The sequence below is a fragment of the Pedococcus aerophilus genome (assembly GCF_039532215.1).
Lineage (GTDB): Bacteria > Actinomycetota > Actinomycetes > Actinomycetales > Dermatophilaceae > Pedococcus > Pedococcus aerophilus.
The window spans coordinates 312956-338037 of record NZ_BAAARN010000001.1 but is presented as its reverse complement, the minus strand read 5'-3'; the positions used below and the strand labels follow the sequence as shown (position 1 = coordinate 338037).

The 25082-nt window shown below is 71.7% G+C and carries 23 protein-coding genes; 14 read left to right on the top strand and 9 right to left on the bottom strand.

The features are described 5' to 3' along the window. Positions 1 to 106: 106 nt before the first annotated feature. Positions 107 to 3286 (bottom strand): AAA family ATPase, encoded by a 3180-nt coding sequence (locus ABD286_RS01545; protein WP_344189597.1) that lies wholly within the window; start codon positions 3284 to 3286, stop codon positions 107 to 109. After that, positions 3283 to 4461, bottom strand: a complete 1179-nt coding sequence (locus ABD286_RS01540) for an exonuclease SbcCD subunit D (protein WP_344189595.1) — start codon at positions 4459 to 4461, stop codon at positions 3283 to 3285. The genes ABD286_RS01545 and ABD286_RS01540 overlap by 4 nt, the downstream gene beginning before the upstream one ends. 144 nt (positions 4462 to 4605) lie before the next feature. Here ABD286_RS01540 and ABD286_RS01535 point away from each other — a divergent pair, with 144 nt between their 5' ends. The 4 genes from ABD286_RS01535 to ABD286_RS01520 all read left to right on the top strand — a co-directional run bounded on the left by ABD286_RS01535 (position 4606) and on the right by ABD286_RS01520 (position 8203). After that, the gene (locus ABD286_RS01535) at positions 4606 to 6087 is read left to right on the top strand and encodes a glutamate-cysteine ligase family protein (RefSeq protein WP_344189593.1); all 1482 of its coding nucleotides are present in this window, start codon (positions 4606 to 4608) and stop codon (positions 6085 to 6087) included. 96 nt (positions 6088 to 6183) lie between these two features. After that, positions 6184 to 6903, top strand: a complete 720-nt coding sequence (locus tag ABD286_RS01530) for a class I SAM-dependent methyltransferase (protein WP_344189591.1) — start codon at positions 6184 to 6186, stop codon at positions 6901 to 6903. Between the two features lie 122 nt (positions 6904 to 7025). After that, complete coding sequence (locus ABD286_RS01525) at positions 7026 to 7571, top strand: hypothetical protein (RefSeq protein ID WP_344189589.1); 546 nt, start codon at positions 7026 to 7028, stop codon at positions 7569 to 7571. After that, complete coding sequence (locus tag ABD286_RS01520) at positions 7568 to 8203, top strand: RES family NAD+ phosphorylase (protein ID WP_344189587.1); 636 nt, start codon at positions 7568 to 7570, stop codon at positions 8201 to 8203. Before ABD286_RS01525 ends, ABD286_RS01520 begins: the two co-directional genes overlap by 4 nt. 159 nt (positions 8204 to 8362) lie before the next feature. Here the strand turns inward: ABD286_RS01520 and ABD286_RS01515 are convergent, their stop codons facing one another. Then, positions 8363 to 9010 carry a histidine phosphatase family protein gene (locus tag ABD286_RS01515; RefSeq protein ID WP_344189585.1) on the bottom strand — a complete coding sequence of 216 codons (648 nt, stop codon included), beginning with the start codon at positions 9008 to 9010 and terminating at the stop codon, positions 8363 to 8365. Between the two features lie 25 nt (positions 9011 to 9035). Here ABD286_RS01515 and ABD286_RS01510 point away from each other — a divergent pair, with 25 nt between their 5' ends. From ABD286_RS01510 to ABD286_RS01495, 4 genes are read left to right on the top strand one after another with little or no spacing between them, the layout of a single operon-like run. Continuing rightward, complete coding sequence (locus ABD286_RS01510) at positions 9036 to 9914, top strand: PhzF family phenazine biosynthesis protein (RefSeq protein WP_344189583.1); 879 nt, start codon at positions 9036 to 9038, stop codon at positions 9912 to 9914. Further along, entirely contained in the window at positions 9911 to 10822 is a 912-nt protein-coding gene (locus tag ABD286_RS01505) for a serine hydrolase (protein ID WP_344189581.1), read from the top strand. Before ABD286_RS01510 ends, ABD286_RS01505 begins: the two co-directional genes overlap by 4 nt. Before the next feature lie 2 nt (positions 10823 to 10824). Then, complete coding sequence (locus ABD286_RS01500) at positions 10825 to 11364, top strand: DUF1697 domain-containing protein (RefSeq protein WP_344189579.1); 540 nt, start codon at positions 10825 to 10827, stop codon at positions 11362 to 11364. Beyond that, complete coding sequence (locus tag ABD286_RS01495; protein ID WP_344189577.1) at positions 11364 to 11810, top strand: OsmC family protein; 447 nt, start codon at positions 11364 to 11366, stop codon at positions 11808 to 11810. Before ABD286_RS01500 ends, ABD286_RS01495 begins: the two co-directional genes overlap by 1 nt. A 48-nt stretch (positions 11811 to 11858) precedes the next feature. On the opposite strand, the gene ABD286_RS01490 is transcribed toward ABD286_RS01495, so the two are convergent. Then, positions 11859 to 13052 carry a glycine C-acetyltransferase gene (locus ABD286_RS01490; RefSeq protein WP_344189575.1) on the bottom strand — a complete coding sequence of 398 codons (1194 nt, stop codon included), beginning with the start codon at positions 13050 to 13052 and terminating at the stop codon, positions 11859 to 11861. A gap of 3 nt (positions 13053 to 13055) precedes the next feature. After that, positions 13056 to 14093: an L-threonine 3-dehydrogenase gene (gene tdh, locus ABD286_RS01485; protein ID WP_344189573.1), complete on the bottom strand. Its 1038-nt coding sequence runs from the start codon at positions 14091 to 14093 to the stop codon at positions 13056 to 13058. 71 nt (positions 14094 to 14164) lie between these two features. On the opposite strand from tdh, the gene ABD286_RS01480 reads away from it, so the two are divergent. Continuing rightward, on the top strand, positions 14165 to 14785 hold the full coding sequence (locus ABD286_RS01480) for an L-threonylcarbamoyladenylate synthase (protein ID WP_344189571.1): 621 nt from the start codon (positions 14165 to 14167) through the stop codon (positions 14783 to 14785). A 12-nt stretch (positions 14786 to 14797) separates the two neighbouring features. Here the strand turns inward: ABD286_RS01480 and ABD286_RS01475 are convergent, their stop codons facing one another. Together ABD286_RS01475 and ABD286_RS01470 are read right to left on the bottom strand one after the other, a co-directional pair. Beyond that, positions 14798 to 15640, bottom strand: a complete 843-nt coding sequence (locus ABD286_RS01475) for an aldo/keto reductase (protein ID WP_344189569.1) — start codon at positions 15638 to 15640, stop codon at positions 14798 to 14800. Positions 15641 to 15683: 43 nt separating this feature from the next. Then, positions 15684 to 16688: a MerR family transcriptional regulator gene (locus ABD286_RS01470; protein WP_344189567.1), complete on the bottom strand. Its 1005-nt coding sequence runs from the start codon at positions 16686 to 16688 to the stop codon at positions 15684 to 15686. 179 nt (positions 16689 to 16867) lie between these two features. On the opposite strand from ABD286_RS01470, the gene ABD286_RS01465 reads away from it, so the two are divergent. The 3 genes from ABD286_RS01465 (at position 16868) to helR (ending at position 20569) form a co-directional block, all read left to right on the top strand. Further along, a complete protein-coding gene (locus tag ABD286_RS01465; protein ID WP_344189565.1) occupies positions 16868 to 17149 on the top strand; it encodes a WhiB family transcriptional regulator in 282 nt (93 codons plus the stop codon). Between the two features lie 221 nt (positions 17150 to 17370). Further along, positions 17371 to 17925, top strand: a complete 555-nt coding sequence (locus tag ABD286_RS01460) for a cysteine hydrolase family protein (protein ID WP_344189563.1) — start codon at positions 17371 to 17373, stop codon at positions 17923 to 17925. 457 nt (positions 17926 to 18382) lie between these two features. Continuing rightward, positions 18383 to 20569 carry an RNA polymerase recycling motor ATPase HelR gene (gene helR, locus ABD286_RS01455; protein WP_344193207.1) on the top strand — a complete coding sequence of 729 codons (2187 nt, stop codon included), beginning with the start codon at positions 18383 to 18385 and terminating at the stop codon, positions 20567 to 20569. A gap of 47 nt (positions 20570 to 20616) precedes the next feature. Here the strand turns inward: helR and ABD286_RS01450 are convergent, their stop codons facing one another. Continuing rightward, positions 20617 to 20985: a single-stranded DNA-binding protein gene (locus ABD286_RS01450; protein WP_344189561.1), complete on the bottom strand. Its 369-nt coding sequence runs from the start codon at positions 20983 to 20985 to the stop codon at positions 20617 to 20619. A 184-nt stretch (positions 20986 to 21169) separates the two neighbouring features. Continuing rightward, entirely contained in the window at positions 21170 to 22894 is a 1725-nt protein-coding gene (locus ABD286_RS01445; RefSeq protein ID WP_344189559.1) for an HAD family acid phosphatase, read from the bottom strand. 148 nt (positions 22895 to 23042) lie between these two features. Between ABD286_RS01445 and ABD286_RS01440 the strand changes: the two genes are divergently transcribed. Continuing rightward, the gene (locus ABD286_RS01440; RefSeq protein WP_344189557.1) at positions 23043 to 23543 is read left to right on the top strand and encodes a GNAT family N-acetyltransferase; all 501 of its coding nucleotides are present in this window, start codon (positions 23043 to 23045) and stop codon (positions 23541 to 23543) included. Positions 23544 to 23668: 125 nt separating this feature from the next. Next, positions 23669 to 25012, top strand: a complete 1344-nt coding sequence (locus ABD286_RS01435; protein WP_344189555.1) for a M15 family metallopeptidase — start codon at positions 23669 to 23671, stop codon at positions 25010 to 25012. Positions 25013 to 25082: the final 70 nt, after the last annotated feature.

The following is a 25082-nucleotide window of genomic DNA, read 5'->3' as shown; positions in this document are numbered from 1 at the left end:
CCGACCCTCCACGGTGCGCGGAGTCGACTACGCGCACCGTGGCACGTCTCCGCGCCCCCCACGGGTGACCCGAGTCGTCCTGGCCCGGGCGAGGTACCCGACCCGCTCAGGCTGCAGGGGCCGCGTCGGTGGCGATGCCGGTGCGGACCGTCGAGCCGCGCTCGGTCTTGATGACGACCACCTGGCTCGAGATGCGGGTGCGCAGCTCGGCGACGTGGCTCACCACCCCGACGGCGCGGCCGCCCTCGCGCAGGTCGTCGAGCACCGCCATCACCTGCTCGAGGCTCTCGTCGTCGAGCGTGCCGAAACCCTCGTCGACGAACAGCGTCTGCAGGTCGAAGCCCCCGGACTCCTCTCGCACCGCATCGGCGAGGCCGAGGGCCAGGGCGAGCGAGGCCATGAACGACTCGCCACCGGACAACGAGCTGGTGTCCCGGGCCTGACCGGTCCAGAGGTCGAGCACCTCGAGTCCCAGGCCGCTGCGTGCTCCCCGTGCTGCCAGTCCGTCGGTGTGGCGCAGCTGGTACCTGCCCTCACCCATCGTCGCGAGCCGCTCGTTCGCCAGGGTCGCGACCTTCTCCAGGCGGGCGGCGAGGACGAAGGCGGACAGCCGCATCCGCAAGGTGTTGGAGGCCGAGGTGCCTGCGACGGCGTCGGCCAGCTCGCGCAGCACCTCGTGGTGCGCTGCGGCGGTCGTCAGGGCGTGGCCGCGATCGGCGACGCTGGCACGGACCCGCTCGACCCCGGCGTGGGTGCGCCGGACGAGGGTGTCGGTGGCCAGGGCTGCGGTGTACGCCTGGCGGGCAGCGTCCGAGGCCGTCGTCAGGGTCTCGAGGTCGGGGGCGACGCCCTCGAGGGCGGCCACCACCTCCGGGTCCTCCAGCACGGTCGTCGCCTGCACCAGCGCCGTCTCGTGCGTGCTGACGGTGGCCTGCAGCGCGGCGACCTGCGCCGGCGCGAGCACCGCGGTGCGGGCCGTGTGAGCGTCGCCGAAGCCCGCTTCAGCCAGGGCCGCTTGCGTCAGGGTCAGCACCTCGACCCGCGTCGTCCGAGCCGCCTCCAGGTCGAGCATGGCCGCATGGTGCTGCTCGAGTGACTGGGCCGCGGCGTCGTGGTGACGGCGCACCGCGGCCAGGGAGTCGAGCAGCCCGGCCGTGTCGTCCGGGCTGCTCGCCGCCAAGGGCGCACCGGGTGCACAGGGGCAGGCCCGTGCATGTCGGTCGAGGTCCTCGCGCACCGTCGCAGCATCGCCGGCCAGGTCGGACTCCAGCGCGCCCAGCGTGGTGCGTGCTGCGGTCAGGCCGTCGCGCAGGTCGGCAGCCTGCTCCGCGAGGGATGCGATCTCCGCCTCGGCTGTCTCCACGAGGGTGCGGGCGCGCTCGAGCGAGGCTGCCCGCTGCACGAGGTCGGCGTGGGCGGACCGCGCCTCGGAGACGGCCTCGGCCAGCGCGTCGGCGTCGCGCTGCTCCTCGCCGAGCTGGGCGAGTCGCTCGGCTCGGGCGGCCTGGAGCGAGGCGTGCCGGGTCTGGGCGGCCGACAGCCGGGCCGACGCAGCCTGCCACCGACGCTCTGCCGCCTCGACCGCCTCCGGCGTGGCGGCGCCCCCGCTCGTCGCCGGGACGGGGTGGTCGGGGGATCCGCAGACCGGGCACGGGTGGTCGTCGTCGAGCTGGGCGGCGAGCTCGGCCGCCATGCCATCGAGCCGCGACTGACGCAGGTCCTGGTAGGCGTCGCGCAGGTCCTGGGCTGCGGTGCGGCACTGCGCCACCGCCACGTCGGCAGCGGCCAGCTCGAGGTCACCGGTCTCCACCGCAACACGCGTCTGGTGCAGGCTGACGAGCTCCTTCACCCGGGCGGCGGCCACGTCGACGGCACCGGCGGCCTGCGTGGTTTCGGCGAGCTCGCGCTGGGCTGCGACGGCGGCATCACGGCGAGCAGCCATCCGGGCCTCGACCTGGGCCCGGGCGACCTGCACCTGTCGCGACTGCTCGGCCAGCACCGCGTGCTCGCGCGTGCGTTCGTGCCAGGTCCGTCGGTGCCGCTCGGCGTCGTCGAGGACAGCGGTGGCCTCGCTCATGCGGTCGACGAGCTCGTGGAGATGGGCGCGGGCCCCGTCGCCGGTGTCGTGCCCGGTGTCATCCTGGCTGCTGTCCTCGCGACCGACACCGGGCCAATCCACCCGCGAGGAGGTGACGGCGAGCCGCTCCTGCGCCCGGGCGACCGCGTCGTCCGCACGGCTCAGGGCCGCGAGGTCGCCCGAGACCGATCGGGCGCGGACCGCTGCATCGATCCGTGCCGCCGCGTCGTCGACGGCCTGCTGCTCGCCCGCGAGTCGAGCTAGGGACTCGGTGGCCCGGGTGCCCCGCTCGCGCCTGGCGCTGACCTCGCGGGCGCCGTGCAGGGCGGTGGCAGCGATCGAGTCGGCTGACCTCGCGGCGTCGACGGCCGCGAGGGCCTGGACGGAGGCGGCCTCCAGACCCGCCACGATGGCGTCGAGGGCCGCGGGGAGCTGGTCGAGCGGCAGGGCCGACCAGTCGTGGGCCGCAAGGTCCTCGAGGGTGTCTGGGGTTTCTGGGGTCTCGGTGGTGCCCAGCGCGGCGGCGACCAGCCCGGCCGGGGCATCGGCCAAGACGTCTGCGAGCACCGCCAGGTCGGACCGCAGCGCGGCGTGGTGCGCCTCGACGCGGGCCGTCGACTCCTTGCGCTGCGTGGCGAACCACTCCTCGACGCCGGCGTACGTCGACACGTCGAACAGCTTCTCGAGCAGGCCTCGTCGCTCCTCGGGGGTGGCGCGCAGGAAGGCGGCGAAGTCACCCTGGGGGAGCAGCACGACCTTGTTGAACTGCTCCAGTCCCATCCCCAGGACGTCCTTGACGACATCGGCGATCTCGTCGTGGCGGGTGCTCAGGGCCTCCCATCCCGATGCGCGCTGCTCCCACAGGACCGCCTTGGCCTGGACCTTGGTCTCCCCGGTGCCGCGGGACTTGGGTCGGAAGAACTCGGGTGAGCGCTCGATCCGGAACCGCCGTCCCACGGCGGTGAACTCGAGCGTCACCGTCGGGACGGACCCCCGGTCGGCGTGGTCGCTGTGCAGGCCCTTCTTCGATCGGGAGCCTGGCACGTCGGCATACAGGGCGAAGGCGATGGCGTCGAGCAGGCTGGTCTTGCCGGCTCCGGTGGCCCCACGGATGAGGAACAGGCCGCCGGCCGCGACCTCGTCGAGGTCGACCTCGACGCTGCCGGCGAACGGACCGAACGCGGTGACCGTGAGGTGGTGCAGCCTCACGCCGCCCCCACCCGCCGACGGGTGGCCGCGAGCTGTCCCTCGTCGTCGCGGGTCGCGTGGCCGGTGCGCACGGACTCGACAGCCGTCGCGAGGACGGCCCGCTCCGCGTCGGTGGGAGCCTGCCCCCCACGCACGTGGTCGAGGAAGTTGCAGCAGACGTCGAGCGGCTGCTCCGCGGTGGCGCGCTGCGCGTACGACCGGACCGGGACGGGGGCCCCCTGCGGGTCGAACTGGAGGACCAGCGTGTGCGGGAACCGGCGTCGCAGCTGTTCCATCGCGGCAGCGGGTCGCACGGCGTCGGTCAGGGTCACCTGGCACCAGGCGCCCTCGGCGTGGGCGTGGCGAGGGTCGGCGAGCAGGTCCTCGAGGTCGCCGCGGAGGACGGCCAGGGGCCGCCCGACGGGGGCGTCGACCGCCTCGACGTGGACACCGGTGTCGTCGAGGTCGACCAGCCAGGCGCCCTTGGTCTGCCGGTGCTCGCTGAACGACAGGGGCACCGGCGAGCCGCTGTAGCGGACCGTGTCGCTGACCTGCTGGCGGCCGTGCAGGTGGCCGAGGGCGACGTAGTCGTGCCCGGCGAACGTGCGCGGGTGGACCGCTCCCACACCGCCGACGGAGATGTCGCGCTCGGAGTCGCTCGTCGCGCCACCGGTGACGAAGGCGTGGCCCATGACGACCGAGCGGCCACCGCGCGCGACCCGGTCGGCGTTGACCCGGGCCATGGCTGCGCCGAGGACGCCTGCATGGGTGCGCTCGGTGGTGCCGAGGGGGTCGGCGGCGACAGCCGGCTCGAGGTAGGGCAGCGGGTGGACGGCGACGTCGCCGACCATGACCGGGGTGCCGATCGAGTCGAGGGAGGAACGGATGTGCAGGCCGGTCCTCGCGAGCAGCTCGCTGGCGAACCCGAGGCGGATGGCCGAGTCGTGGTTGCCGCTGGAGAGCACGACGACGGTGCCCGCGGCGACCAGACGGGTGACCGTCTCCGAGAGCAGCGCGACGGTGTCGGGGGCGGGCATCGCCCGGTCGTAGACGTCGCCCGAGACGAGGACGGCGTCGACCGACTCGCTCCGCACGGTCTCCACGAGGTGGTCGAGGTACTGCGCCTGGGCGTCGAGCAGCCCCACCTGGTGGAACGAGCGTCCCAGGTGCCAGTCGGAGGTGTGGAGCAGGCGCACCCCTGCAGGCTACGAGCGGGGGCTGACAGCCGTTGGCAGGCGCGCCCTGCGCATGGTTAGGTCATCACGGCGTCATGTCGTCACGGCGTCCGCACACGAGGTGGCCCACCGGCATACCGGATGCACCGTCAAGGGAGGTCCCCCGTGGGGGAGGAAGTCACCGCGCAGAGCTACACGCGCGAGCAGCGCCAGCAGTACCGCGAGAAGGTTCGTCAGAACCTCGACGTGTTCGAGCGGATGCTGGCCCAGAGCGTGTTCGAGTTCGACCGGCCGATGACCGGCATGGAGATCGAGCTCAACCTCGTGGACGACGCCTACCAGCCCAAGTTCGCCAACGCGGAGGTGCTCGAGGCGATCGCCGACCCGGGGTACCAGACCGAGCTGGCGCAGTACAACATCGAGCTCAACGTGCCCCCGCGTCCGCTGCCGGGTGACTCGGCCATCGAGCTCGAGGACGAGATGCGGACCTCGCTCAACGCCGCGTCCTCGGCCGCCGACAAGCGGGGCGCGCACATCGTCGCCGTCGGCATCCTCCCGACGATCATGCCGCAGCACTTCGAGGGGGAGTGGATCAGCGCCAACAACCGCTACACCGCCCTCAACGACTCGATCTTCTACGCCCGCGGCGAGGACATCTACCTCGACATCGAGGGACCGACGGGGGAGCGGGTCGCCACCTACTGCAACTCCATCGCCCCCGAGTCGGCCTGCACCAGCGTCCAGCTCCACCTCCAGGTCGCCCCGCAGGACTTCGCGGCCCACTGGAACGCCGCCCAGGCCCTCGTCGCCCCGCAGATCGCGCTCGCGGCGAACTCTCCGTTCTTCTTCGGGCAGCGGCTGCACGCCGAGACCCGCATCGAGCTGTTCAGCCAGGCCACTGACACGCGCAGCATCGAGCTGAAGAACCAGGGTGTCCGACCCCGCGTCTTCTTCGGCGAGCGCTGGATCACCTCGATCTTCGACCTGTTCGAGGAGAACGTCCGCTACTTCCCTGCCCTGCTCGCCGAGGTGAGCGACGAGGACCCCGTGGCCAAGCTGGAAGCCGGTGAGGCGCCGTCGCTGTCCGAGCTGCGGCTGCACAACGGCACGGTCTACCGCTGGAACCGGCCCATCTACGACATCGTCGGCGGCACCCCGCACCTGCGGGTGGAGAACCGTGTCCTCCCGGCCGGCCCGACCCTCATCGACGTCATGGCCAACGCGGCGTTCTACTACGGCGTCATCCGCAAGCTCGCCTCGGACGACCGGCCGATCTGGAGCAAGATGAGCTTCGCCGCCGCGGAGCAGAACTTCCACAACGCCGCGCGTGACGGCATCGAGTCCCGGCTCTACTGGCCGGGCTTCGGTGAGGTCAGCGCCGAGGAGCTGGTGCTGCGCCACCTCCTGCCGATGGCGCACGAGGGGCTCGCCGACTGGGGGGTCTCCTCCGCCGTGCGTGACCGGTTCCTGTCCGTGATCGAGGGTCGTGCGACGACCGGAACCAACGGCGCCACGTGGCAGACCGATGCCGTCGCGAGGCTCCAGGAGGGCGGGCTGGACCGCCAGAGCGCCCTCGCGAAGATGCTCGAGCACTACGTCACCAACATGCACAGCAACGAGCCCGTGCACACGTGGCCCCTGCCCTAGTGGTCCCCGTGGGTCGATGGAGTATGCCGCGGGCCCACCTTTGCCGGAACGGCAAGTTTCCTTGCCCCCTGGGGGACCCCCGGGGAGGCTGAAGCCATGACGACCGCAGCCGACCACGGCCATTCCCACGACCACGGCCACTCGCAGGGCCACGCGCACGACCACCAGCACGGCCACGACCTCCCCCAGGGGATGCCCCAGGGACTCGGGCCCGGCAACGACGACTGGGACGAGCGGTACAGCGCGTCCGAGCAGATCTGGAGCGGTCAGCCCAACGGTGCCCTCGTGGCCGGCGTGACCCACCTGGCCCCGGGACGGGCGCTCGACGTCGGGTGCGGCGAGGGCGCGGATGCCGTCTGGTTGGCGAAGGCCGGCTGGGACGTGACGGCGCTGGACGTCTCCGGTGTCGCGCTGGCGCGGGCAGCCAGGCACGCGAACGACGCCGGGGTGGAGGTCGCGTGGGTGCACGACGGACTGGTCGAGGCCGGGCTGGCAGCGGGGTCGTTCGACCTCGTGAGCGCCCAGTACCCCGTGCTGGCCCGGACGTCCGACCACCGGGCCGAGCAGGTGCTCCAGGACCTCGTCGCTCCCGGGGGCACCCTGCTGGTCGTGCACCACTCCGCGGCGGACATGGCCCATGCCCGCGAGCAGGGGTGGAACCCGGACGAGTTCGTCTTCCCTGCCGACGTGGCCGCGGTGCTCGGCGAGGACTGGGAGGTCGAGGAGGATGCCACCAGACCCCGCGAGGTGCCCCTCAGCGGTGGCGGCACGCACCACACCCAGGACGTGGTGCTCCGCGCGCGTCGGCGCACCTGAGTCGGCGCTCTTGGGTCGGCGCTCCTGGATCGATGTCCGGACGGTGTCGGACCCGGAGCCTAGGGTGGCATCATTGACCTTGACGCCCTTGACGTCATCCCGAGGCTCCGGAGGCCACTGCCATGACACCCCGCACCCGCACCACGACACCGGTGGACGCGCTCACCGAGGCGCTGCGTGAGCGGATCGACGCCCGCGTGGAGGACCTGCGGGCCCAGGGCCGCACCCTCGACCTCGGCGACGTCGAGGAGCTCGCCGAGCGGATGATGGCGGCGCTGCCGACCGTGCACCCGCTCGACCAGCCGCTGGGTCCCTTCTACGACACGGCCGGCCTGGTCTCCTGGCTGGGCATCTCGCGCCAGGCGTTGTTCGACCGCGTCCGGCGGGGGACCGTGCTGGCCTGCCGCACCGCCGACGGCCACCTCGTCTACCCGTCCCTGCAGTTCGGCCGCAACGGGGCCGTGCGGCCCGGCGTGGTGGAGGCCGTCGGTGCGTTCACCCGGAGAGGTGTCGACGGGTGGTCCATCGGCGCGTGGCTGACGACCCCGACGCCGGTGTTCGGGGGGCAGAGCGCGATCGACCACCTCGTGCTCCACCGCTCGTCCGCTGCTGCGGTCCGCGCGGTCGCCGACCGCGCTGCGTCCGACGCCGCAGCCTGGGCTGCATGAGCGACCGGGAACAGGTGGCGCAGGGACCGCCCAGCACCTCGCTCGAAGGCTTCCCGACCCACGTGGTCGCGCCCACCACCGACCTCTTCCGGGCCCATGCCGCAGCCTTCGGGCCCTGGTGGTTCGGCAACGAGGGCGGCGGACGCTTCGACCTCCCTTCTCCCCGGGGCACCTGCTACACGGCGCTCGACCCGGGCAGCGCGGTGCGCGAACGCGTGGGACCGGTCCTCGGCGGCGCTGCCGCCGTGCCGGAGAGCCTCCTCGAGGACGTCGTGGTGTCACGGTTGCGGCTGCCCGAGGGACGCGTCGTCGCCGACCTGCAGTCATCTGCTGCAGGGGACCACGGCGTGACGCGTGAGCTCGAGACGATGGTCCCGTATGCCGTGCCCCAGGTGTGGGCGCAGGCGTTCGACCGCGCGGGGCACGCCGGCGTGAGGTACGGGCCGCGGTTCACACCGGGGGAGCGCAGCGCGGTGGCGCTGTTCGACGACGAGGGCGCCAAGGCGTGGCCGGCGGACCCGGAGCCGGTGCGGGCCGCCACCGCTCCCGGGGCGCCGGCCGTCCTCCCGACGCCCCGGCGCCGTGACCTCACCGTCGTGCGTCCGCCGCGGACCCGCGTCCCCCGGTCCTGAACCCTCGGTCCCGGACCCTCGGTCGAGGCCGCGGACCCGCGTCCCCCGGTCCTGAACCCTCGGTCCCGGACCCTCGGTCGAGGCCGCGCGCCTGACCTCCGCGGACCTGGACCTGCGCCGTCGGACCGGCGACGCGCCATACCGCCGGAGCGGAAAGCCTCAGGCGGGCTGACCCGGGGTCTTCGCGACGGCCGGGCCGTGGTTCCACACGCGGATGGCGGGGCGCTCGCGTTCGTACTGCAGGACGCTGACGGAACCGGCGTCGAGCAGCAGCTGCGCGCCCAGCCGGGGTTCCCGACGCAGGAACACCGACGCGAGCACGCGCAGGTAGTGGCCGTGGCCGACGAGGGCGACGTCGCCGTGCGCCATCGCTGCGACGGCGCGCTGCACCACCCGTGACGCGCGGGCGGCGACCTCCTCGACGGTCTCCCCGGGAGTGTCGCCGGACGGGACGCCGTGCTCGAAGACGGTCCAGTCGTAGCCCACCTGCTCGCGGATCTCGGGTGTGGTCAGGCCCTCGTAGGCGCCGTAGTCCCACTCCATCAGGTCGTCGGTGACCTCGGGCTCTAGACCGGCCAGCTCTGCGGTCCGCAGGGCGCGCTGCATCGGCGAGGCGAGCACGAGCGAGAACTCCCGCCCCTGGAGGAGCTCGCCGGCGGCGCGGGCCAGCTCCTCGCCGTGGGCCGTGAGCGGGATGTCGGTGCGACCGGTGTGCTGCCCCGAGAGCGACCACTCGGTCTCCCCGTGGCGCAGGAGGACGAGTCGTCCGGAGGGTGGGCTGGGCGGGTTCGCAACGCTGCTCGACACCGGGCCAGCATGACAGAGTGGTCGCATGCGCCTGACCTACCGGTTGCTCAACGTCTTCGCCCGCGCCGGGGACCCGTTCTCGGGCAACCCGCTCTGTGTCGTCGAAGAGGCTCAGGACCTCACCGACGACCAGATGCAAGGCCTGGCAAGGCAGTTCAACCTGTCCGAGACGACCTTCCTCGTGCCGGCCGCTGACGGAACCGACTCCGGAACCGACTCCAGAACCGACTCAAGGCCGGACGCCGGGGTGCGCATCTTCACCCCGAACTACGAGATGGCGTTCGCCGGACACCCCACCCTCGGCACCGCGCACGTCGTCCGCTCGCTGGGGCTCGGTGGGGACACCCTCTCGCTGTCGATGCCCGCCGGCACCATCCCCGTCTCCGCGGAGAGAGACACCTGGACGCTGACGGCCAACCCCGGGGTGGTGCACGCCGAGTACCAGGTGGACGAGATCGCGTCGTGCGTCGGGCTCGGCCCCCAGGACCTCGTCGGTCCCGTGCAGCAGGTCAGCACCGGCAGCGCCCAGGTGATCGCCCAGGCGAGCTCGGTGGACGCGGTGCGACGTGCCGTCGGTGACGCCGCCCTGATGCGCCAGTTCGCCGGGATGGGGACGCGCGGCGGCGAGACGCTGGTCTACCTCTGGTGCGAGACCGGGGCCGGTGAGATCGAGGCGCGGGCGCTGTTCACCCAGGGCTCGGCCGCGATCGAGGACCCGGCCACAGGGTCGGCATGTTCCAACCTCGGTGCCTGGCTGGCCGACAAGGGCCGCTCCGGCACCTGGGTGGTGAGCCAGGGCGCCCAGGCCGGCCGGCCCTCGACGCTGCTGCTGTCCGTCGACGACGGCACCGTCCGGGTCGGTGGGCTCGTCCATGCCCTGGGCGAGGGGACCGTCGAGCTGTGAGCACGTCGGTGTCGACCACGGTCCGCGACGCCGTGGACGAACTGGCGGCCGGCACCATGGACGACCGCGTCGGCGACGGTGCGCACGAGCACACGGACGACCCCGCCCACGCGGGCGGTGCGGTGCGCTGGGCGGTGCACGTCGTCGACCCCGGGACCGGAGACATCCTGGCCAGCGTCGACGCCGACCGTGTCCAGCGCACCGCGAGCCTCGGCAAGGTGCTGCTGCTCATCGAGGTCGCCCGGCTGCTGCACTCCGGTGAGCTCGACGGCAGCCAGCAGCTCGTACCCCGCGCCGAGGACCTCGTCGCCGACTCAGGCCTCTGGCGCCACCTGGCCACCGCGTCGCTGGAGGTCCTCGACTGCGCCGCCCTGGTGGGCGCGTTCAGCGACAACCTCGCGACCAACGTCCTGCTCCACCGCGTCGGTGGGGCGCACGCGGTCGCCGCCGCCGCTGCGGCTGCCGGCATCGACGCGGTCGCCCTGCACGGTCCGGTGCTCGACCACCGGGGTCCGGAAGACCCGCCCACCCTGTCGACGGCCAGCGCCGCAGGGCTCGCCACCCTGGTCGGTCGCCTGCACCGCGGCGAGGTGGTCTCCCGGGCGGTGTCCGAGCAGGTGGTGGGCTGGCTCTCGCTCAACGCCGACCTGTCGATGGTGGCCTCCGCGTTCGGCCTGGACCCGCTGTGCCACGGCGACCCCGACCGTGGGGTGCGCCTGTGGAACAAGACGGGCACGATCGCCGACGTCCGCGGTGACACGGGCGTCGTGACCGGGCCCAGGGGGTGCGTCGCCTATGCCGTCCTTGCCGAGTGGGACGACCGCACGTCACCAGCAGCCCGAGAGATTGCGCTGGCCGGCATGGCGCACGTCGGTACCGCCCTGCGGCGCGTCGTGGAAGGTGGTTGAGCATGCCCAGGCACGTGGTCTTCCTGAGGGCGGTGAACGTCGGCGGTCGCAAGCTGACCATGGCCGATGCGCGAAAGGTGTTGGAGGACAACGGCTTCAGTGAGGTGGAGTCACACATCCAGACCGGCAACTTCCTCGTGGTCTCGCCGATGCGCACCAGCGCGAAGGTGGAGCAGGTGGTGGGGGAGGTCCTCGGTGAGCACGCCGGGTACGACATCGTCGCGATCGCCCGCAGCCCCGGGGACCTGACCTCGCTCGTCGAGACCGTCGACGCCGTGCCGGTGTCGCTCGAGGGCGAGCAGTCGCGCTACGTGAGCTTCTGCACGAAGGCACCGACGGCTGCGCGCGCTGCTGAGCTCGAGGCGTGGGACACCCCGGGGGAACGGGCCCTCGTGATGGGTAAGGATGTCCTCCTGGAGTTCGCGCTGGCGTTCCACACGGCCAAGCTCACCGGACCCCGGATCGAGAAGGTCCTCGGTGTGCCGGGGACGGCTCGCAACATGACCGTCGTGCGCGCACTGGCGCAGAAATGGGGTACGTGATGGCGCAGGAGACCGGCGGCACCGGACTGGGGCACCGCTCGATCAGCATGGAGCGGGTCGAGAAGGGTGTCTTCGAGGTGACGAACGTCCGCGGCGGCACGATGCGCATCGGGGGAGGGGACAGCGCCGACTTCACGCCGGTCGAGCTGCTCCTCACCGCGATCGCCGGGTGCAGCGCGGTCGACGTCGACTTCATCACGGTGAAGCGCGCGGAGCCCGAGTCGTTCGTCGTGGAGGCATCGGGGGACAAGGTGCGTGACGACGACGGCAACCACATGGACGGGCTGCAGGTCCGCTTCTCGGTGACCTTCCCCGAGGGGGAGGCGGGCGACAAGGCCCGCGAGATGCTGCCGAAGGCCATCGCGATGTCGCACGACCGGTTGTGCACCGTCAGCCGCACCGTGGTGCTAGGGAGCCCCATCGACAGCGGTGTCGCCGAGGCGTAGCCGGCCGCAGCGCCCGGGAACGGGCGGTGCCGCGAGCGGCGGTCCGCCTCAGGCGACCTTGTCCCTCGCGGCGACGAACGCGGCGACGCAGGCCCTGACGTCCTCCTCGGAGTGCCCGGCCGACAGCTGCACGCGGATGCGTGCCTTGCCGGCAGGGACGACGGGATAGGAGAAGGCGATGACGTAGACGCCCTCGTCGAGCATGGCCTCGGCGATCTGGGCCGCCTTTCGTGCACCGTCCTCGCCCGGGAACATCACCGGGGTGATCGGGTGCTCGCCCGGGAGCAGGTCGAACCCCGCCTGGGTCATCAGCGAACGGAACAGCTCGGTGTTGCGCGTGAGCTGCGCCCGCGCCTCGGCGGACTCGGCAGCGATCTGCAGGGCCTTGAGGGAGCCGGCGGCCACGCTCGGGGCGACGGCGTTCGAGAACAGGTAGGGCCGGGACCGCTGGCGCAGCAGGTCGACGATCTCCTGGTGCGCAGCGACGTAGCCGCCGGACGCACCGCCGAGGGCCTTGCCCAGCGTCCCGGTGATGATGTCGACCCGGTCCATGACGCCGAACCGCTCCGGGGTGCCGCGACCACCGTCCCCGACGAAGCCCACGGCGTGGCTGTCGTCGACGAGCACCATCGCGCCGAACTCGTCGGCCAGGTCGCAGATCTGGTCCAGCGGCGCGAGGAACCCGTCCATCGAGAAGACGCCGTCTGTGACGACGACGGTGCGGCGCGCCCCGGCAGCTGCCGCGGCCTCGAGCTGTGCGCGCAGGTCGGTCATGTCGGCGTTCTTGTAGCGGAAGCGCTTGGCCTTCGAGAGCCGGATGCCGTCGATGATCGAGGCGTGGTTGAGCTCGTCGCTGATGATGGCGTCCTCGGCGCCGAACAAGACCTCGAAGACACCGCCGTTCGCGTCGAAGCACGACGAGTAGAGGATCGTGTCCTCGGTCTGCAGGAAGTCGGAGATGGCTCGCTCGAGCTGCTTGTGCAGCTCCTGCGTCCCACAGATGAAGCGCACGCTCGCCATGCCGAATCCCCAGTCCTGCAACGCCTTTGCCGCAGCGGCCTCGACGTCGGGGTGGTCCGCGAGACCGAGGTAGTTGTTGGCGCAGAAGTTGAGCGCGCCGGCCTTGGCCGTGGTGATGTGGGCCGACTGCGGTGAGGTCAGCTCGCGCTCACGCTTGTAGAGCCCGGCGTCCTCGATCTCGCGCAGGGTGGTGGCCAGCTCGTCCTTGACGGTGCCGTACATCGGTCAGCTCCAATCCATGATGACTTTGCCGCACTGACCCGACCGGGCCGCGGCGAACGCGTCCTGCCACTGCTCCGCGGGGAAGCGGTGGGTGATGACCGAGGAGATGCGCTCCTGGAGGAGGGGAGAGGCGCCGAGCATCGAGCTCATCGCGTACCAGGTGTCGTACATCTCGCGGCCGTAGATCCCCTTGATGGTGATCATGTGGGTGATGACTCGGCCCCAGTCGATGGCGAACCGGTCCTTGGGCAGGCCCAGCATCGCGACGCGGCCACCGTGGTTCATGTGGGCGAGCATGTCCTCGACGGCGCTCGGCACCCCCGACATCTCCAGGCCCACGTCGAAGCCCTCCTTCATGCCCAGCTCGTCCATCGCCGCGCGCAGGTTCGAGGTCGCGGCGTTGACGACGAGGTCGGCCCCGGCGTTCTTCGCCAGCTCGAGGCGGTAGTCGCTGATGTCGGTGACGACCACGTGGCGGGCGCCGACGTGGCGCGCCAGGGCCGCGGCCATGACCCCGATCGGCCCGGCGCCGGTGATGACGACGTCCTCGCCGGCCATGGGGAAGGACAGGGCGGTGTGGGTGGCGTTGCCCAGGGGGTCGAAGACGGCGGCCAGGTCGGGGTCGAGGTCGTCGGGCTGCACCCAGACGTTGGTGGCGGGGATGACGACGAAGTCGGCGAACGCCCCGTCGCGGTTCACGCCGATCCCCTTGGTGTGGATGCACATGTGGCGGCGACCTGCACGGCAGTTGCGACAGGTGCCGCACACGATGTGTCCCTCACCGGACGCCCGCTGGCCCACGCGGATGTTGGTGACGTCCTCACCGACCTCGACGACCTCGCCGTAGAACTCGTGGCCGATCGTCATGGGCGGGGCCACGGTCGACGCGGCCCAGTCGTCCCACTGCTCGAGGTGCAGGTCGGTGCCGCACAGGCCCGCCCGCAGCACCCGGATCTTCACGTCGGTGGGGCCGGTGACGGGCTCGGGGACGTCCATGAGCTCCAGCCCCGGACCGGCAGTGGTCTTCACGAGTGCGCGCACCGGGCCAACCTACCGGGCTGCGAGGACGGGGTATGCCGCGCGGTCCGGGCCGCGCGGCATACAGTCAACGCATGGCGAGGTATCTGGACGTGCACCCGGTGGACCCCCAACCCCGGGCGATCACGCAGGCGGTGCAGCTGATCCGCGACGGTGGGTTGGTGGCCTACCCGACCGACTCGGGGTACGCGCTCGGGTGCGCGCTGGGCAACCAGGAGGGCAAGGACCGCATCGTCCGGATCCGGCACCTGAACGACAAGCACCACTTCACGCTGGTGTGCGCCGACTTCGCGCAGCTCGGGCAGCTCGTGCACATCGACAACTCGGTGTTCCGGGCCATCAAGGCGGCGACACCCGGCAGCTACACGTTCATCCTGCCCGGCACCAAGGAGGTGCCCCGTCGTCTCCTGCACCCCAAGAAGAAGACCGTCGGCGTCCGCATCCCCGACAACCGGCTCGTGCAGGCGCTGCTCGCCGAGCTCGGCGAACCGATGTTGTCGAGCACGCTGATCCTGCCCGACGAGACCGACCCGATGACCGAGGGCTGGCTCGTCAAGGAGGAGCTCGACCACCAGGTCGACGCGGTGATCGACACGGGGGAGTGTGGCACCGAGCCCACCACCGTCGTGGACTTCTCCGACGGGGCGCCCGAGGTCGTGCGTGTCGGTGCCGGGGACCCCTCGCCGTTCGAGTGAGTGGGGTTTGCCCTACATCTCCTCGTGGGTGTCGGGGTCACCGTCGAACAGCCGACCGTCGGGGCGTCCGAGGGCGGTGATGGCCGCCACCTCGTCGTCGGTGAGCTCGAACCCGAAGACGTCGAGGTTGTCCCGCTGACGGCTTGCCGTCGCGGACTTGGGCAACGGCATCGCGCCGAGCTGGAGGTGCCAGCGCAGGATGACCTGGCCGGGGGTGACGCCATGGGTGGCGGCGGCATCGGCCACCGGGGGCTCCGCGAACGGGGCGTTCCGCTTGCCCATCGGGCTCCACGCCTGGGTGAGGATGCCCAGCTCGGCGTGCACGGTCCGCATCTGCTCCTGCGGGAAGTAGGGGTGCAGCTCGACCTGGTTGACTGCGGGCGTCACCCCGGACTCGTCGATGATCCTCGCGAGGTGGGCCTCGGTGAAGTTGCTGACGCCGATGGAGCGCACGAGGCCCTCCTGCTGCGCCTGCACCAACGCCTGCCAGGCCTGCGGGTAGAGGTCGCGGCTCGGGTTGGGCCAGTGGATGAGCGCCAGGTCGAGCTGCTCCAGGCCGAGCCGGGCGGCCGAGTCGCGCAGCGACTGCAGGGCCAGGTCCAGCTCGTGGAACCGCCCGGGGATCTTCGTGGCGACGACGACCTCTTCGCGCGGGATCCCGCTGCGGCGCAGGGCTTCCCCGACCTCGGTCTCGTTCTCGTAGTTCACCGCGGTGTCGAGGTGGCGGTAGCCGTTCTCGAGGGCGCCGACCATCGCCTCGATACCGTCCTCGCCCTTGAGCGGGTACGTGCCGAAGCCGATCGCGGGGACGGTCGTGCCGTCGTTGAGGGTCAGGGTGGTGGGGGTGCTCGACATGCCTCCACCGTAGCCGGGGCCGGGATGAGCGGCCCGGGGCGACTCAGCTCCCGTCGCCCACCGGGGCCAGCACGGCATGGGCGGCGCTGGCGAGGTCGTGGGCGCGGGTGACGGTGACGGAACGACCGGCGGCCGGGAGCTTCTCGGGCCAGCCGGGCCCACCCAGGACCACGGTCAGGGGCCAGTGGACCCCGGCCAGGACGGTCCAGAGCGCCTCGTCGGCGTTGCGCTGGATCGAGGCCCACAGGAACAGCCGGCTCGGGTGGCGCGACATCAGCAGGTCGGACAGGGCCGTGGTCGGCACACGCGCACCGAGGCAGATCGCGCCGAGCCCGTGGCGGGCCAGCTCGGCCTCGAGGGCGAGCAGCGGGAGGTAGTGCTGCTCCTCGTCGGCGCTGGCCAGGATGACGTCGGGGTCGACCGTGCGGGGGCGGTTTCCGCGGATGACCGCGCGGAGCTCGGTGACGAGCACCTCGCTGGCGAGGTGCTCGGACTCCACACCGAGGGCGCCCTTGCCCCACTGCTCACCGATGCTGCGCAGCGAGGGCGCGAAGACGTCGTTCCACGCGCTGACCAGGTCCCGCTCGCGCAGGGTCCGCTGGTAGATCCGGGAGAGGGCGCCGGGGTCGAGGGACAGCGCGGCGGACACGACGGCCGAGACGGTGCCGTGGTCGTCACCGAGCGGCGGGGACACCTCTGTCTCGGAGCCCGTCTCGATCATCAGGCGCTCGGAGTCCATCGACAGGGCGACGCGGGCGGCGCTCTGGGCGGGGACACCTCGTGCGGTGAAGCGGGCCATCACGCGGACCCGGCGGATGTCCTCCTCGGTGTAGCGGCGGTGGCCACCCTCGGTGCGCTGCGACGGGCCGATGCCGTAGCGCCGGTCCCAGGTGCGCAGCGTCGCCGGGGCCACGCCGAGCCGTTCCGACACCGAGCCCACCGCCCACTCGACGGTGGTGCGCTCGGTGTCCGAGGCCTCGGAGAGCGTGTCGTCGGACCCCTCCGCGGGGTCGCCAAAGGCGCGCCGCGTACCGGATTCGCTGTCCATGACCTCACGGTTCCTATCACGTTGGTGCCCGTTGGCTCGACGACGGGTGGAGGTTCTCCGCCGTCGACCCCTGCCCGGGCATGAACAACTATAGAACTTCTTCAGGAATGTTGCGCGATGAACAAGTTCTGCATAGGTTGTGAACCACTTCGGTACGCGCCTCGAGGAAAGAGACCCCCATGAGCAGCATCAAGCGCCTTCCCCGACCGTTGCTGAGCTCCTACGAGTGGCAGACCGACGGGGCCTGCAGGACCACCGACCCCGACGAGTTCTTCCCCCACGACGCCGAGCGCGGCAACCGCCGCCTCAACCGTGAGCAGCGCGCCAAGGCCCTGTGCGCCACCTGCCCGGTCATCCAGCAGTGCTTCGAGCACGCGATGGCCGTGCGTGAGCCGTATGGCGTGTGGGGTGGCACCACCCCCGAGGAGCGCCTCGCGATGCAGCGCGGCGTGGCCGTCTGACCTGCTGGTCGGACCGACCGGCGCCATGGCGTAGGCGCTCGCCCCACCGGTAGTTCGCACCACCTCCCTGCGTGGAGGACCCCCGAGACCCTGTCCGACGCGGACGGGGTCTCGTCGTGTCCGCGACGAGGGGGCGCGGACGGGGGAGCCACGGCTTCCGGCGAGTCGGCCGGGGGAGTGGAGGCCTCGGGCTGTCGGTGGGTGGTCGTAGCGTCGCCGACATGAGCACCTTCACCGACCGCAGCGCCACCGCTCTCGTCGTCATCGACGTCCAGAAGGGTGTCGTCGCCGGCGCCCACCGTCGCGACGAGGTCGTCGCGAACATCGTGTCCCTGGTCGACCGGGCTCGGACGGCCGGAACGCCGGTCGTGTGGGTCCAGCACTCGAGCGAGCACCTGGCGCGGGGGAGTGCCGAGTGGGAGTACGTCGCCGAGCTCGCGCCCGAATCGTCGGAACCGTTGGTGCACAAGCGGTTCGGCGACTCCTTCGAGGACACCGACCTCGAGTCCGTCCTGGCCGCCGCCGGTGTCGGGAGCCTCGTCGTGACCGGCGCCCAGACCGACGCGTGCATCCGGTCGACGATCCACGGGGCCTTCGTCCGCGGGTATGACGTCACGCTGGTCGCAGACGCCCACACGACCGAGGACCTGACGGACTGGGGTGCACCAGCGCCCGAGCAGGTCGTCGCGCACACGAACCTGTACTGGCAGCACCAGTCGGCACCGGGACGCACCGCTGCCGTCCTGCAGTCGGCCGAGGTCGAGTTCGCCCGTTGACCACGGCGCTGTCGCAGTGACCGGCGCCGTCGCAGTGCCGGCGTGACGTGACTGCTTGTCGTCAGGCCGGTCGTCGAGGGGAGGGCGACTGCTCTCTGGAAATCGTTAGAGTGACATAATGTCGATTATCGGCGTTATTACCGATGGTCGCCGGGACCGCGGGCTGCGGTCCTACTCTGTCTGCCGTGTCGCGACCGGTCCTGCGCACCAGCGTGTGTCGTGCGTGGCAGTGGGCTGAGGGGGAATCTGTCGAGCACTGCGACGTTCCGCGTCCTTCCGTGTCCAACGTATAGCGCACAGGGGGCCTTGCGGCAAGACCCCGGTGGTACCCCAGACTTCCCGGTCGATGGGACGGCGACCAGCGACGACGGGGGCAGGAATGGGTGCAGTGGCGAGGCGCGGGGCGCGGACGAGCCGGGACGAGGAGGGCGACGACAGCGGCACGAACGGGACCGGTGTGTTCGACCTCCCGGACCGCCTCGCCGCCAAGGCCGACCCGGCCCTGGTCGCCGGCGACGAGCGGCACTTCGCAGAGCTGACCGCGAGCCTCGCGACGACGGTCGCCGAGCTGTCCGGACGGCTCGACGAAGCGAGACGGGCTCCGGGAGGTGGCGGCACCCACGCGCTCGAGCGTGATCTAGAGGTGCACCGACTGACGGCGCGTCTGCGTGCGCTGCGGCGCTTCGGAGCTGACCTGTGCCTGGGCCACATGGTCGGGGCCGACGGCGACGTCGTCTACGTGGGACGGCTGGGCCTCACCGACGACGAGGGGCGGCGGATCCTGGTGGACTGGCGCTCCCCCGCCGCCGAACCGTTCTTCGGCGCCACCCACGCCGATCCGATGGGGCTGGTGAGCCGGCGGCGCTACCGCTGGTCCCGAGGGCGCATCACGGACTACTGGGACGAGGTGTTCTCCCCCGACGTGCTCCAGGGGCGAACAGCCCTCGACGACCAGTCGGCGTTCATCGCCAGCCTGGGCGTCGACCGCTCGGCCCGGATGCGCGACGTCCTGGGCACGATCGCCGCTGACCAGGACGCCATCATCCGAGCGGGGTCCCGCGGGGCCCTGGTGGTCGACGGTGGTCCCGGGACGGGCAAGACCGTCGTTGCCCTGCACCGCACGGCGTACCTGCTCCACGCCGATCCCCGCCTCGGGCACCGCAGGGGCGGCGTGCTGTTCGTCGGCCCCCATGAGCCCTACCTGGCCTACGTCTCCGACGTCCTGCCGAGCCTCGGCGAGGAAGGGGTGCAGACCTGCACCGTGCGCGACCTCGTGCCCGAGGGAGCCGGGGCGCCTCCCGAGCGTGACCCCCGGGTGGCTCAGCTCAAGGCCTCGGCCGACGTCGTCACCGTGGTCGACGCGGCGGTCAGGTTCTACGAGGACCTGCCCGCAGGCCGGTCCACCATCCCCACACCGTGGTCCGACCTGACGCTGGGCCGGGCCGACTGGGAGGCTGCCTTCGCCGCGCCCGATCCCGGGACGCCGCACAACGAGGCCCGCGAGCAGGTGCTCGACGAGCTGCTGACGATCCTCACGGACCAGCTCACGGACGGGTTCCGGGACGAGGACGAGGGTGGTGACCTCTCCCCCGCGCTGGTGCGAAAGTCGTTGCAGCACAACCGAGACCTGCTGGCGTCGCTCAACACCGCCTGGCCGCTGATCGAGCCCGAGGACCTGGTGCGAGACCTCTGGTCGGTGCCTGCGTACCTGCGGCTGTGCGCACCGTGGCTCGCCCCCGAGGACGTCCGGGCGTTGCAGCGGCAGGATCCGCGCGCCTGGACCGAGTCCGACCTCCCCTTCCTCGATGTCGCCCGACGGCGCCTGGGTGATCCGGGAGCCGCGCGGCGCAGGAGGCAGCAGGAGGCCGCCGCGGCGGCCGAGCGCGACCAGATGGGCAGGGTGATCGACGACCTCATCGCCGCGGACGACGACTCCGAGGGGCTGGTGACGATGCTGCGTCACCCGGACCTGCGGGAGAACTTCGTCGACGAGGCGGCGGCGCCTCGTCCTGTTCCGGACCTCCTGGCCGGGCCCTTCGCCCACATCGTGGTGGACGAGGCGCAGGAGCTGACCGACGCGCAGTGGCAGATGCTGGTCCAGCGCTGCCCGTCACGGAGCTTCACCATCGTCGGCGACCGGGCTCAGGCCCGGCGGGGGTTCGCCGAGTCGTGGCAGGAGCGCCTCGCACGGGTGGGACTGGACCGCAACGACGTGGCCTCGCTGCGGATCAACTACCGCACGCCGGCCGAGGTCATGGCCGAGGCAGAACCCGTGATCCGGGCGGCGCTGCCCGACGCCAACGTCCCCACCTCCGTCCGCAGCAGCGGGATCCCGGTGCAGCGTGGTCTGCTGCCAGACCTCGGCGTGGTGCTCGGCACCTGGCTCGGCGACCATCGCGAGGGTGTCGCCTGCGTCATCGCAGCAGCGCTGACCCTCCCGGAGCTGCGAGCGGCGGCGACCCCGACGTCCGACGACGCGGCGCGGGTGCAGTGGTTGTCGCCCGAGCTCGCCAAGGGGCTGGAGTTCGACCTCGTCGTCCTCGTCGACCCCGCCGCGCTCGGGGTGGGCACCACGGGGGCGGTGGACCGCTACGTCGCGATGACCCGGGCGACGCAGCAGCTCGTGGTCCTGGAGCGTCCGTGAGCGCGAGCCCTCAGCGGCGCGTCCAGGACGCGGCGGTTCACCTCAGCTCACCTCACCCGGGCCAGGCTCGGCTTGCGGACCACGGCCACGCGGCGGGCCTCCACCTCGTACCTGCTCACCGTCGCTGCCCCGGCCCGGAAGAAGCGGCGCCGTAGGGCGCCGTCGACCTCCACCACCGAGTCGGGCGCGAGCCGCATCGCGCTGCGCCTGGAGCGAGCCGTCCAGCAGGCCACGTCGATGGTGTCCACCCGCCCGGAGCCGTGGTCGGTCCCCGCCCGGGGCACGACCACGCGCAGCTGGACCACCACGTCGCCGCTGGGCAGCTCGCGCTCCTCGCCTGCCCCGCTCACCCGTCCGACGAGGCGGACCTCGTTGACCCACTCCTCCGTGCCTGCCATGCCTGCGATGTCTTCCATGTCCCGAGGATGGCCGGGCCGGCCTGTCTGCGGACCCCGCGGCGGCCGGACCTGTGGACAGCCGCCGCCGCACCTCGTCGTTGTGGACACGACCGGCGCGAACCGGTCTGCCCCGGACGGCGAGGCGCAGCCGGGTGGGGCTGCGCCTCGCGAGCGCTCCCCCGCCGCGGCGGGGACCTGCGGCCTACGGCAGGTAGTACGTCGGGTTGGGGAGCTTGACCGCCCGGTCGGCGCTGCCGCCGATGAGGTCGCTGTACTGGTCGCCGAAGTTGGCGATGACGTCGTAGCCCTGGTCGACGACGTGGCGTCGGGTGGTGGACTTGTACTCGATCGTCGTGCACTTGGGCCAGGCCAAGCAGTCCGCCGGGGTGATGTAGGCCGGGGGCTGCTCGCTGCTCGTCCACTTCGTGTAGTAGTTGGCCGCCGTGAAACCGGTGTAGCCGACCTTGGCGAGGTTGCCGAGGGTGGCGTCCCGCTGGGTGCTGTTGCGGCCCGTCAGGCCCACGATGGTGCAGCCGGCGTCGGACGCGGCGTTCGCGAACGAGACCATGGCCGGGGTCGCCGGGAACCGCTGCGGCTGGACCCACTGCTGGTCCTGGACCACCGGGTCGAAGACGAAGTGCATCGCCGCAACCTCCATGTCGTAGGTCCACAAGGTCGTGTCGTCGGCGTCGAGGACGATCGCCGGGTGCGTTCCTCGGCGTGCGCCGGTGGCGCACTGCTGGAGCAGGGTGCGGCTGCGGCGGGCGACCAGGGCTCGCATCTCGCTGATGTACGGGGAGGACGCCTTGTCCGAGGTGCCGGTGCCCGTGTCGCCGTAGTAGACAGCGATGGTCTTCTTGACGACGTCGATGTTGGGTATGCCTTCGCCACCCTGGGTCGCACCGCTGGAGCCGTCGGCGGACATGGTGAACCGTGTGCGGGGCGCCAGCCGGGGCTCGGAGACCCCGGGCAGGTTCGGCGACGGGAGGTAGTACGTCGGGTTGGGCAGCTTGAGCGAGTGCTCGGCATACCCGCCCTGCAGGTCGGAGAACTGGTCGCCGACGTTCAGCACGATGTCGTAGCCGAGGTCCCGTTCGATGTGGCGGCGAGTCCCGGCCTTGTACTCCACGGTCGTGCACTTGGGGTAGGCGGTGCACCACGAGGGGGGCAGGTAGGACGGCGGGGTGGTGCCGGAGTCGTACTTGGTGAAGAAACGGTTCGCGGGGAACGCGGTGTAGCCGACCTTGGCCAGGTTGGACACCGTGTGGGCCTTCTGGCTGTCACCACGGCCGGTGAGGCCGAACACGGTGAAGCCCATCTTCTCGGCGTCGTTGACGAAGTCGACCATCCCGGGCACGGCGGGGAACTTCTCACCGTCGACGAACGGCCCCTGGGCGGCGGGGGTGAACACGAACTTCATCGCGCCCACCTCCATCTGGTACGTCCACAGGGTGGTGTCGTCGGCGTCGAAGACGATGGCCGGCTTGGTGTGGTGGCGCTGTGCATCGGCGAGCAGGCGGGGCAGCTGGCGGCGCTGCGTGCGCAGGATCGAGGACATCTCGGAGACGTAGGGCGAGGAGGTCGGGTTCGCGTCCCCGGTGCCGTTCGGGTCGCCGTAGTACGTGTAGATCGTCTTCTTCACCGAGTCGATGTTCGGGATCCCCTCGCCACCCTGCGTCGCACCGCTGGACCCGTCGTCCTTCATCGTGAAGTGGGTGCGGGGGGTCAGCCGCCGGTCGGAGGAGTGCTCCGAGGAGGCGTGGCCATCGTGGTGTCGGTGCGCCCCGTGCGCGCTGGCCGCGGTGGTCCCGTCGGCGGTGACGACGACGACGGCGACCAACGCGGCGCCTGCCCCCACCGCCATGCGTCGGGCGCGGCCGGCCCGCGCGGGCAGTGCAGGGCTGGTCGGGTGGGCGGAACGGCGCATACGAACACTCCAGGGGGTGGTGGGAGCGGGGAGGTGGACGGACCAGGGCCGGCGCGCCGGATGGGGCGGGACCCTGACCGCCGCACGGTATGCAGGACCGCGGCACCGGACCCGTGACAGATGTCACGGGGTGGCAGACTCAACGGTCATGGACCGCTCCGCCCTGCTCCGACCCATCGCCGACGCGGACGTCCCGGCTGTCCTGGACCTGAACCAGCGGCACGTGCAGCTCTTGTCTCCGTTGGACGCCGACCGCCTCGAGCTCCTGCGCGGGTGGGCGTCCCGGGCCGACGTCATCCTGTGCGACGGCCAGGTCGCAGGATTCGTCCTCGTCTTCTCTCCCGGCAGCGACTACGACTCCGAGAACTACCGCTGGTTCGCCCGGGAGTACGGCGAGGACTTCGACTACCTCGACCGCATCGTGCTCGACGACGCCTTCCGACGACGCGGACTGGCGTCGGCCGTCTACGACGCGGTGGAGGCTGCCTCCGCCCCACGGGGTCGGCTGGTGCTCGAGGTGAACATCGACCCGCCGAACGAGCCGTCGCTGGCGTTCCACCACGGGCGGGGCTACCGCGAGGTGCACCAACTGGGGGCAACCGGACACGTCGTCAGCCTCATGGAGCGAGGGACTCGGTCGAACGGTTGATCTTCTCGACAGAACGACCGAGGCGGCGGGGACGACCTGGTGGTTAGGGTCGTTGAGGAAGATTGGCGCGCCTGACCTCGGCCGCGCGAGGACGAGAGTTGGGACAGATCGTGGTTGGGCTCGGCATGCGCGCCGGACTCACCGGGACCGCACTGGCGGTCGTGGTGATGGCTGGTGGGACCTCGGCTCAGGCGTCGGGAACGACGCCCCCGTCGTCGACACCGACCACGGGTTCCGTCGTCGTCACCGGTAGTGCCGCAGCCGCGAAGGACAAAGCCGGTCAGGCCGAGGCCACCAAGGACAAGGCCAAGGCGGCCAAGGACAAGGCGGCCAAGGCTGCCGAGAAGACCCTCAGCCCGGCCCAGGTGGCCGCGCAGGTCGCACAGGCCGATGCCCTCGCCGCTGACCTGACCCGGTCCAATGCCGCCATCGCCGCGTCGGCGACCAAGCTCGACCGATACGCCAAGCAGGCCAACACCCTCCTGCAGCAGTACTCCGAGGCCCGTACGGCGGAGCAGACCGCCGTCGCCGAGGCCAACCGCAACGTCGCGCTCTACCAGAGCCTGAGCACCAAGCTGGGCGAGGACCGCAAGGCCCTGGGTCAGTGGGCCTACCAGGCGTACGCCGGTGGCGGTGGATCCCTGGGTGACGTCAGCCTCCTGTTCGAGGCCCTCGGGAAGGACGCCAGCGAGGCCAGCGATGCCGCCGCCCAGCTGTCCTACCTGAGTGACCAGCGGACCTGGGCCTTCACCAAGGTCGAGGACCACACGGCGCTCCAGCAGGCAGCAGCGGTCCAGGCCGTCGAGGCGCGCTCACGGGCGCAGGAGGCCTCCACGACTGCCGCCGCGGCCAAGAAGAAGCTCGATGCCGCCATCGCCGAGCAGAAGTCGCAGCTCGAGGCCACCCGCGCGCTGCACGCTGCCCAGGTCAGCAAGATCGGTCCCATCGCCGGCCTGCTGCTCGGCAGCGAGACCGAAGCAGGCAAGGCCGCCACCGCCCGGCTCCGCAAGGCCATGGTGATCCCCGGCGTCAAGGCCGACGGCTCGGTCAAGGCCTGCAGCACCAACGAGCAGGCCTACCCCAACGGCACCATCCCCGTCGCCGGACTGTGCCCGCTCTACGCCGACCCGACCGAGAGCCTGCGCCCCGGTGCGGCCGCAGCCTTCAACGCGATGAGCATCGCCTACGAGAAGGACACCGGGTCGCCGATCTGCATCACCGACTCCTACCGGTCGTACGCCGAGCAGGTCTCGGTCAAGGCCGACCGGGGCAAGTGGGCAGCCACCCCCGGCACGAGCGAGCACGGGCTCGGACGTGCGGTCGACCTGTGCGGCGGCATCCAGAGCTTCGGCTCATCGGCGCACCTGTGGATGAAGCAGAACGCGCCGCTCTACGGGTGGTTCCACCCGTCCTGGGCCGAGCCGGACGGTTCCCTGCCCGAGCCGTGGCACTGGGAGTACGCGGGCTAGTCCGCTCCCCGCCGGGGCCGACTCGCGGCCCGCTCTGGGTAGCAATACGCATCTGTGACGCACGTCGCTG

Coding starts and splice junctions, on each gene's coding strand:
- ABD286_RS01445 (WP_344189559.1), bottom strand. CDS start 22,894: ATGCGCCGTTCCGCCCACCCGACCAGCCCTGCACTGCCCGCGCGGGCC.
- ABD286_RS01465 (WP_344189565.1), top strand. CDS start 16,868: ATGAGCAGCATCAAGCGCCTTCCCCGACCGTTGCTGAGCTCCTACGAG.
- ABD286_RS01480 (WP_344189571.1), top strand. CDS start 14,165: ATGGCGAGGTATCTGGACGTGCACCCGGTGGACCCCCAACCCCGGGCG.
- ABD286_RS01435 (WP_344189555.1), top strand. CDS start 23,669: ATGCGCGCCGGACTCACCGGGACCGCACTGGCGGTCGTGGTGATGGCT.
- ABD286_RS01495 (WP_344189577.1), top strand. CDS start 11,364: ATGGCGCAGGAGACCGGCGGCACCGGACTGGGGCACCGCTCGATCAGC.
- ABD286_RS01490 (WP_344189575.1), bottom strand. CDS start 13,052: ATGTACGGCACCGTCAAGGACGAGCTGGCCACCACCCTGCGCGAGATC.
- ABD286_RS01475 (WP_344189569.1), bottom strand. CDS start 15,640: ATGTCGAGCACCCCCACCACCCTGACCCTCAACGACGGCACGACCGTC.
- ABD286_RS01500 (WP_344189579.1), top strand. CDS start 10,825: ATGCCCAGGCACGTGGTCTTCCTGAGGGCGGTGAACGTCGGCGGTCGC.
- ABD286_RS01460 (WP_344189563.1), top strand. CDS start 17,371: ATGAGCACCTTCACCGACCGCAGCGCCACCGCTCTCGTCGTCATCGAC.
- ABD286_RS01450 (WP_344189561.1), bottom strand. CDS start 20,985: ATGGAAGACATCGCAGGCATGGCAGGCACGGAGGAGTGGGTCAACGAG.
- ABD286_RS01525 (WP_344189589.1), top strand. CDS start 7,026: ATGACACCCCGCACCCGCACCACGACACCGGTGGACGCGCTCACCGAG.
- ABD286_RS01470 (WP_344189567.1), bottom strand. CDS start 16,688: ATGGACAGCGAATCCGGTACGCGGCGCGCCTTTGGCGACCCCGCGGAG.
- ABD286_RS01440 (WP_344189557.1), top strand. CDS start 23,043: ATGGACCGCTCCGCCCTGCTCCGACCCATCGCCGACGCGGACGTCCCG.
- ABD286_RS01520 (WP_344189587.1), top strand. CDS start 7,568: ATGAGCGACCGGGAACAGGTGGCGCAGGGACCGCCCAGCACCTCGCTC.
- ABD286_RS01530 (WP_344189591.1), top strand. CDS start 6,184: ATGACGACCGCAGCCGACCACGGCCATTCCCACGACCACGGCCACTCG.
- ABD286_RS01510 (WP_344189583.1), top strand. CDS start 9,036: ATGCGCCTGACCTACCGGTTGCTCAACGTCTTCGCCCGCGCCGGGGAC.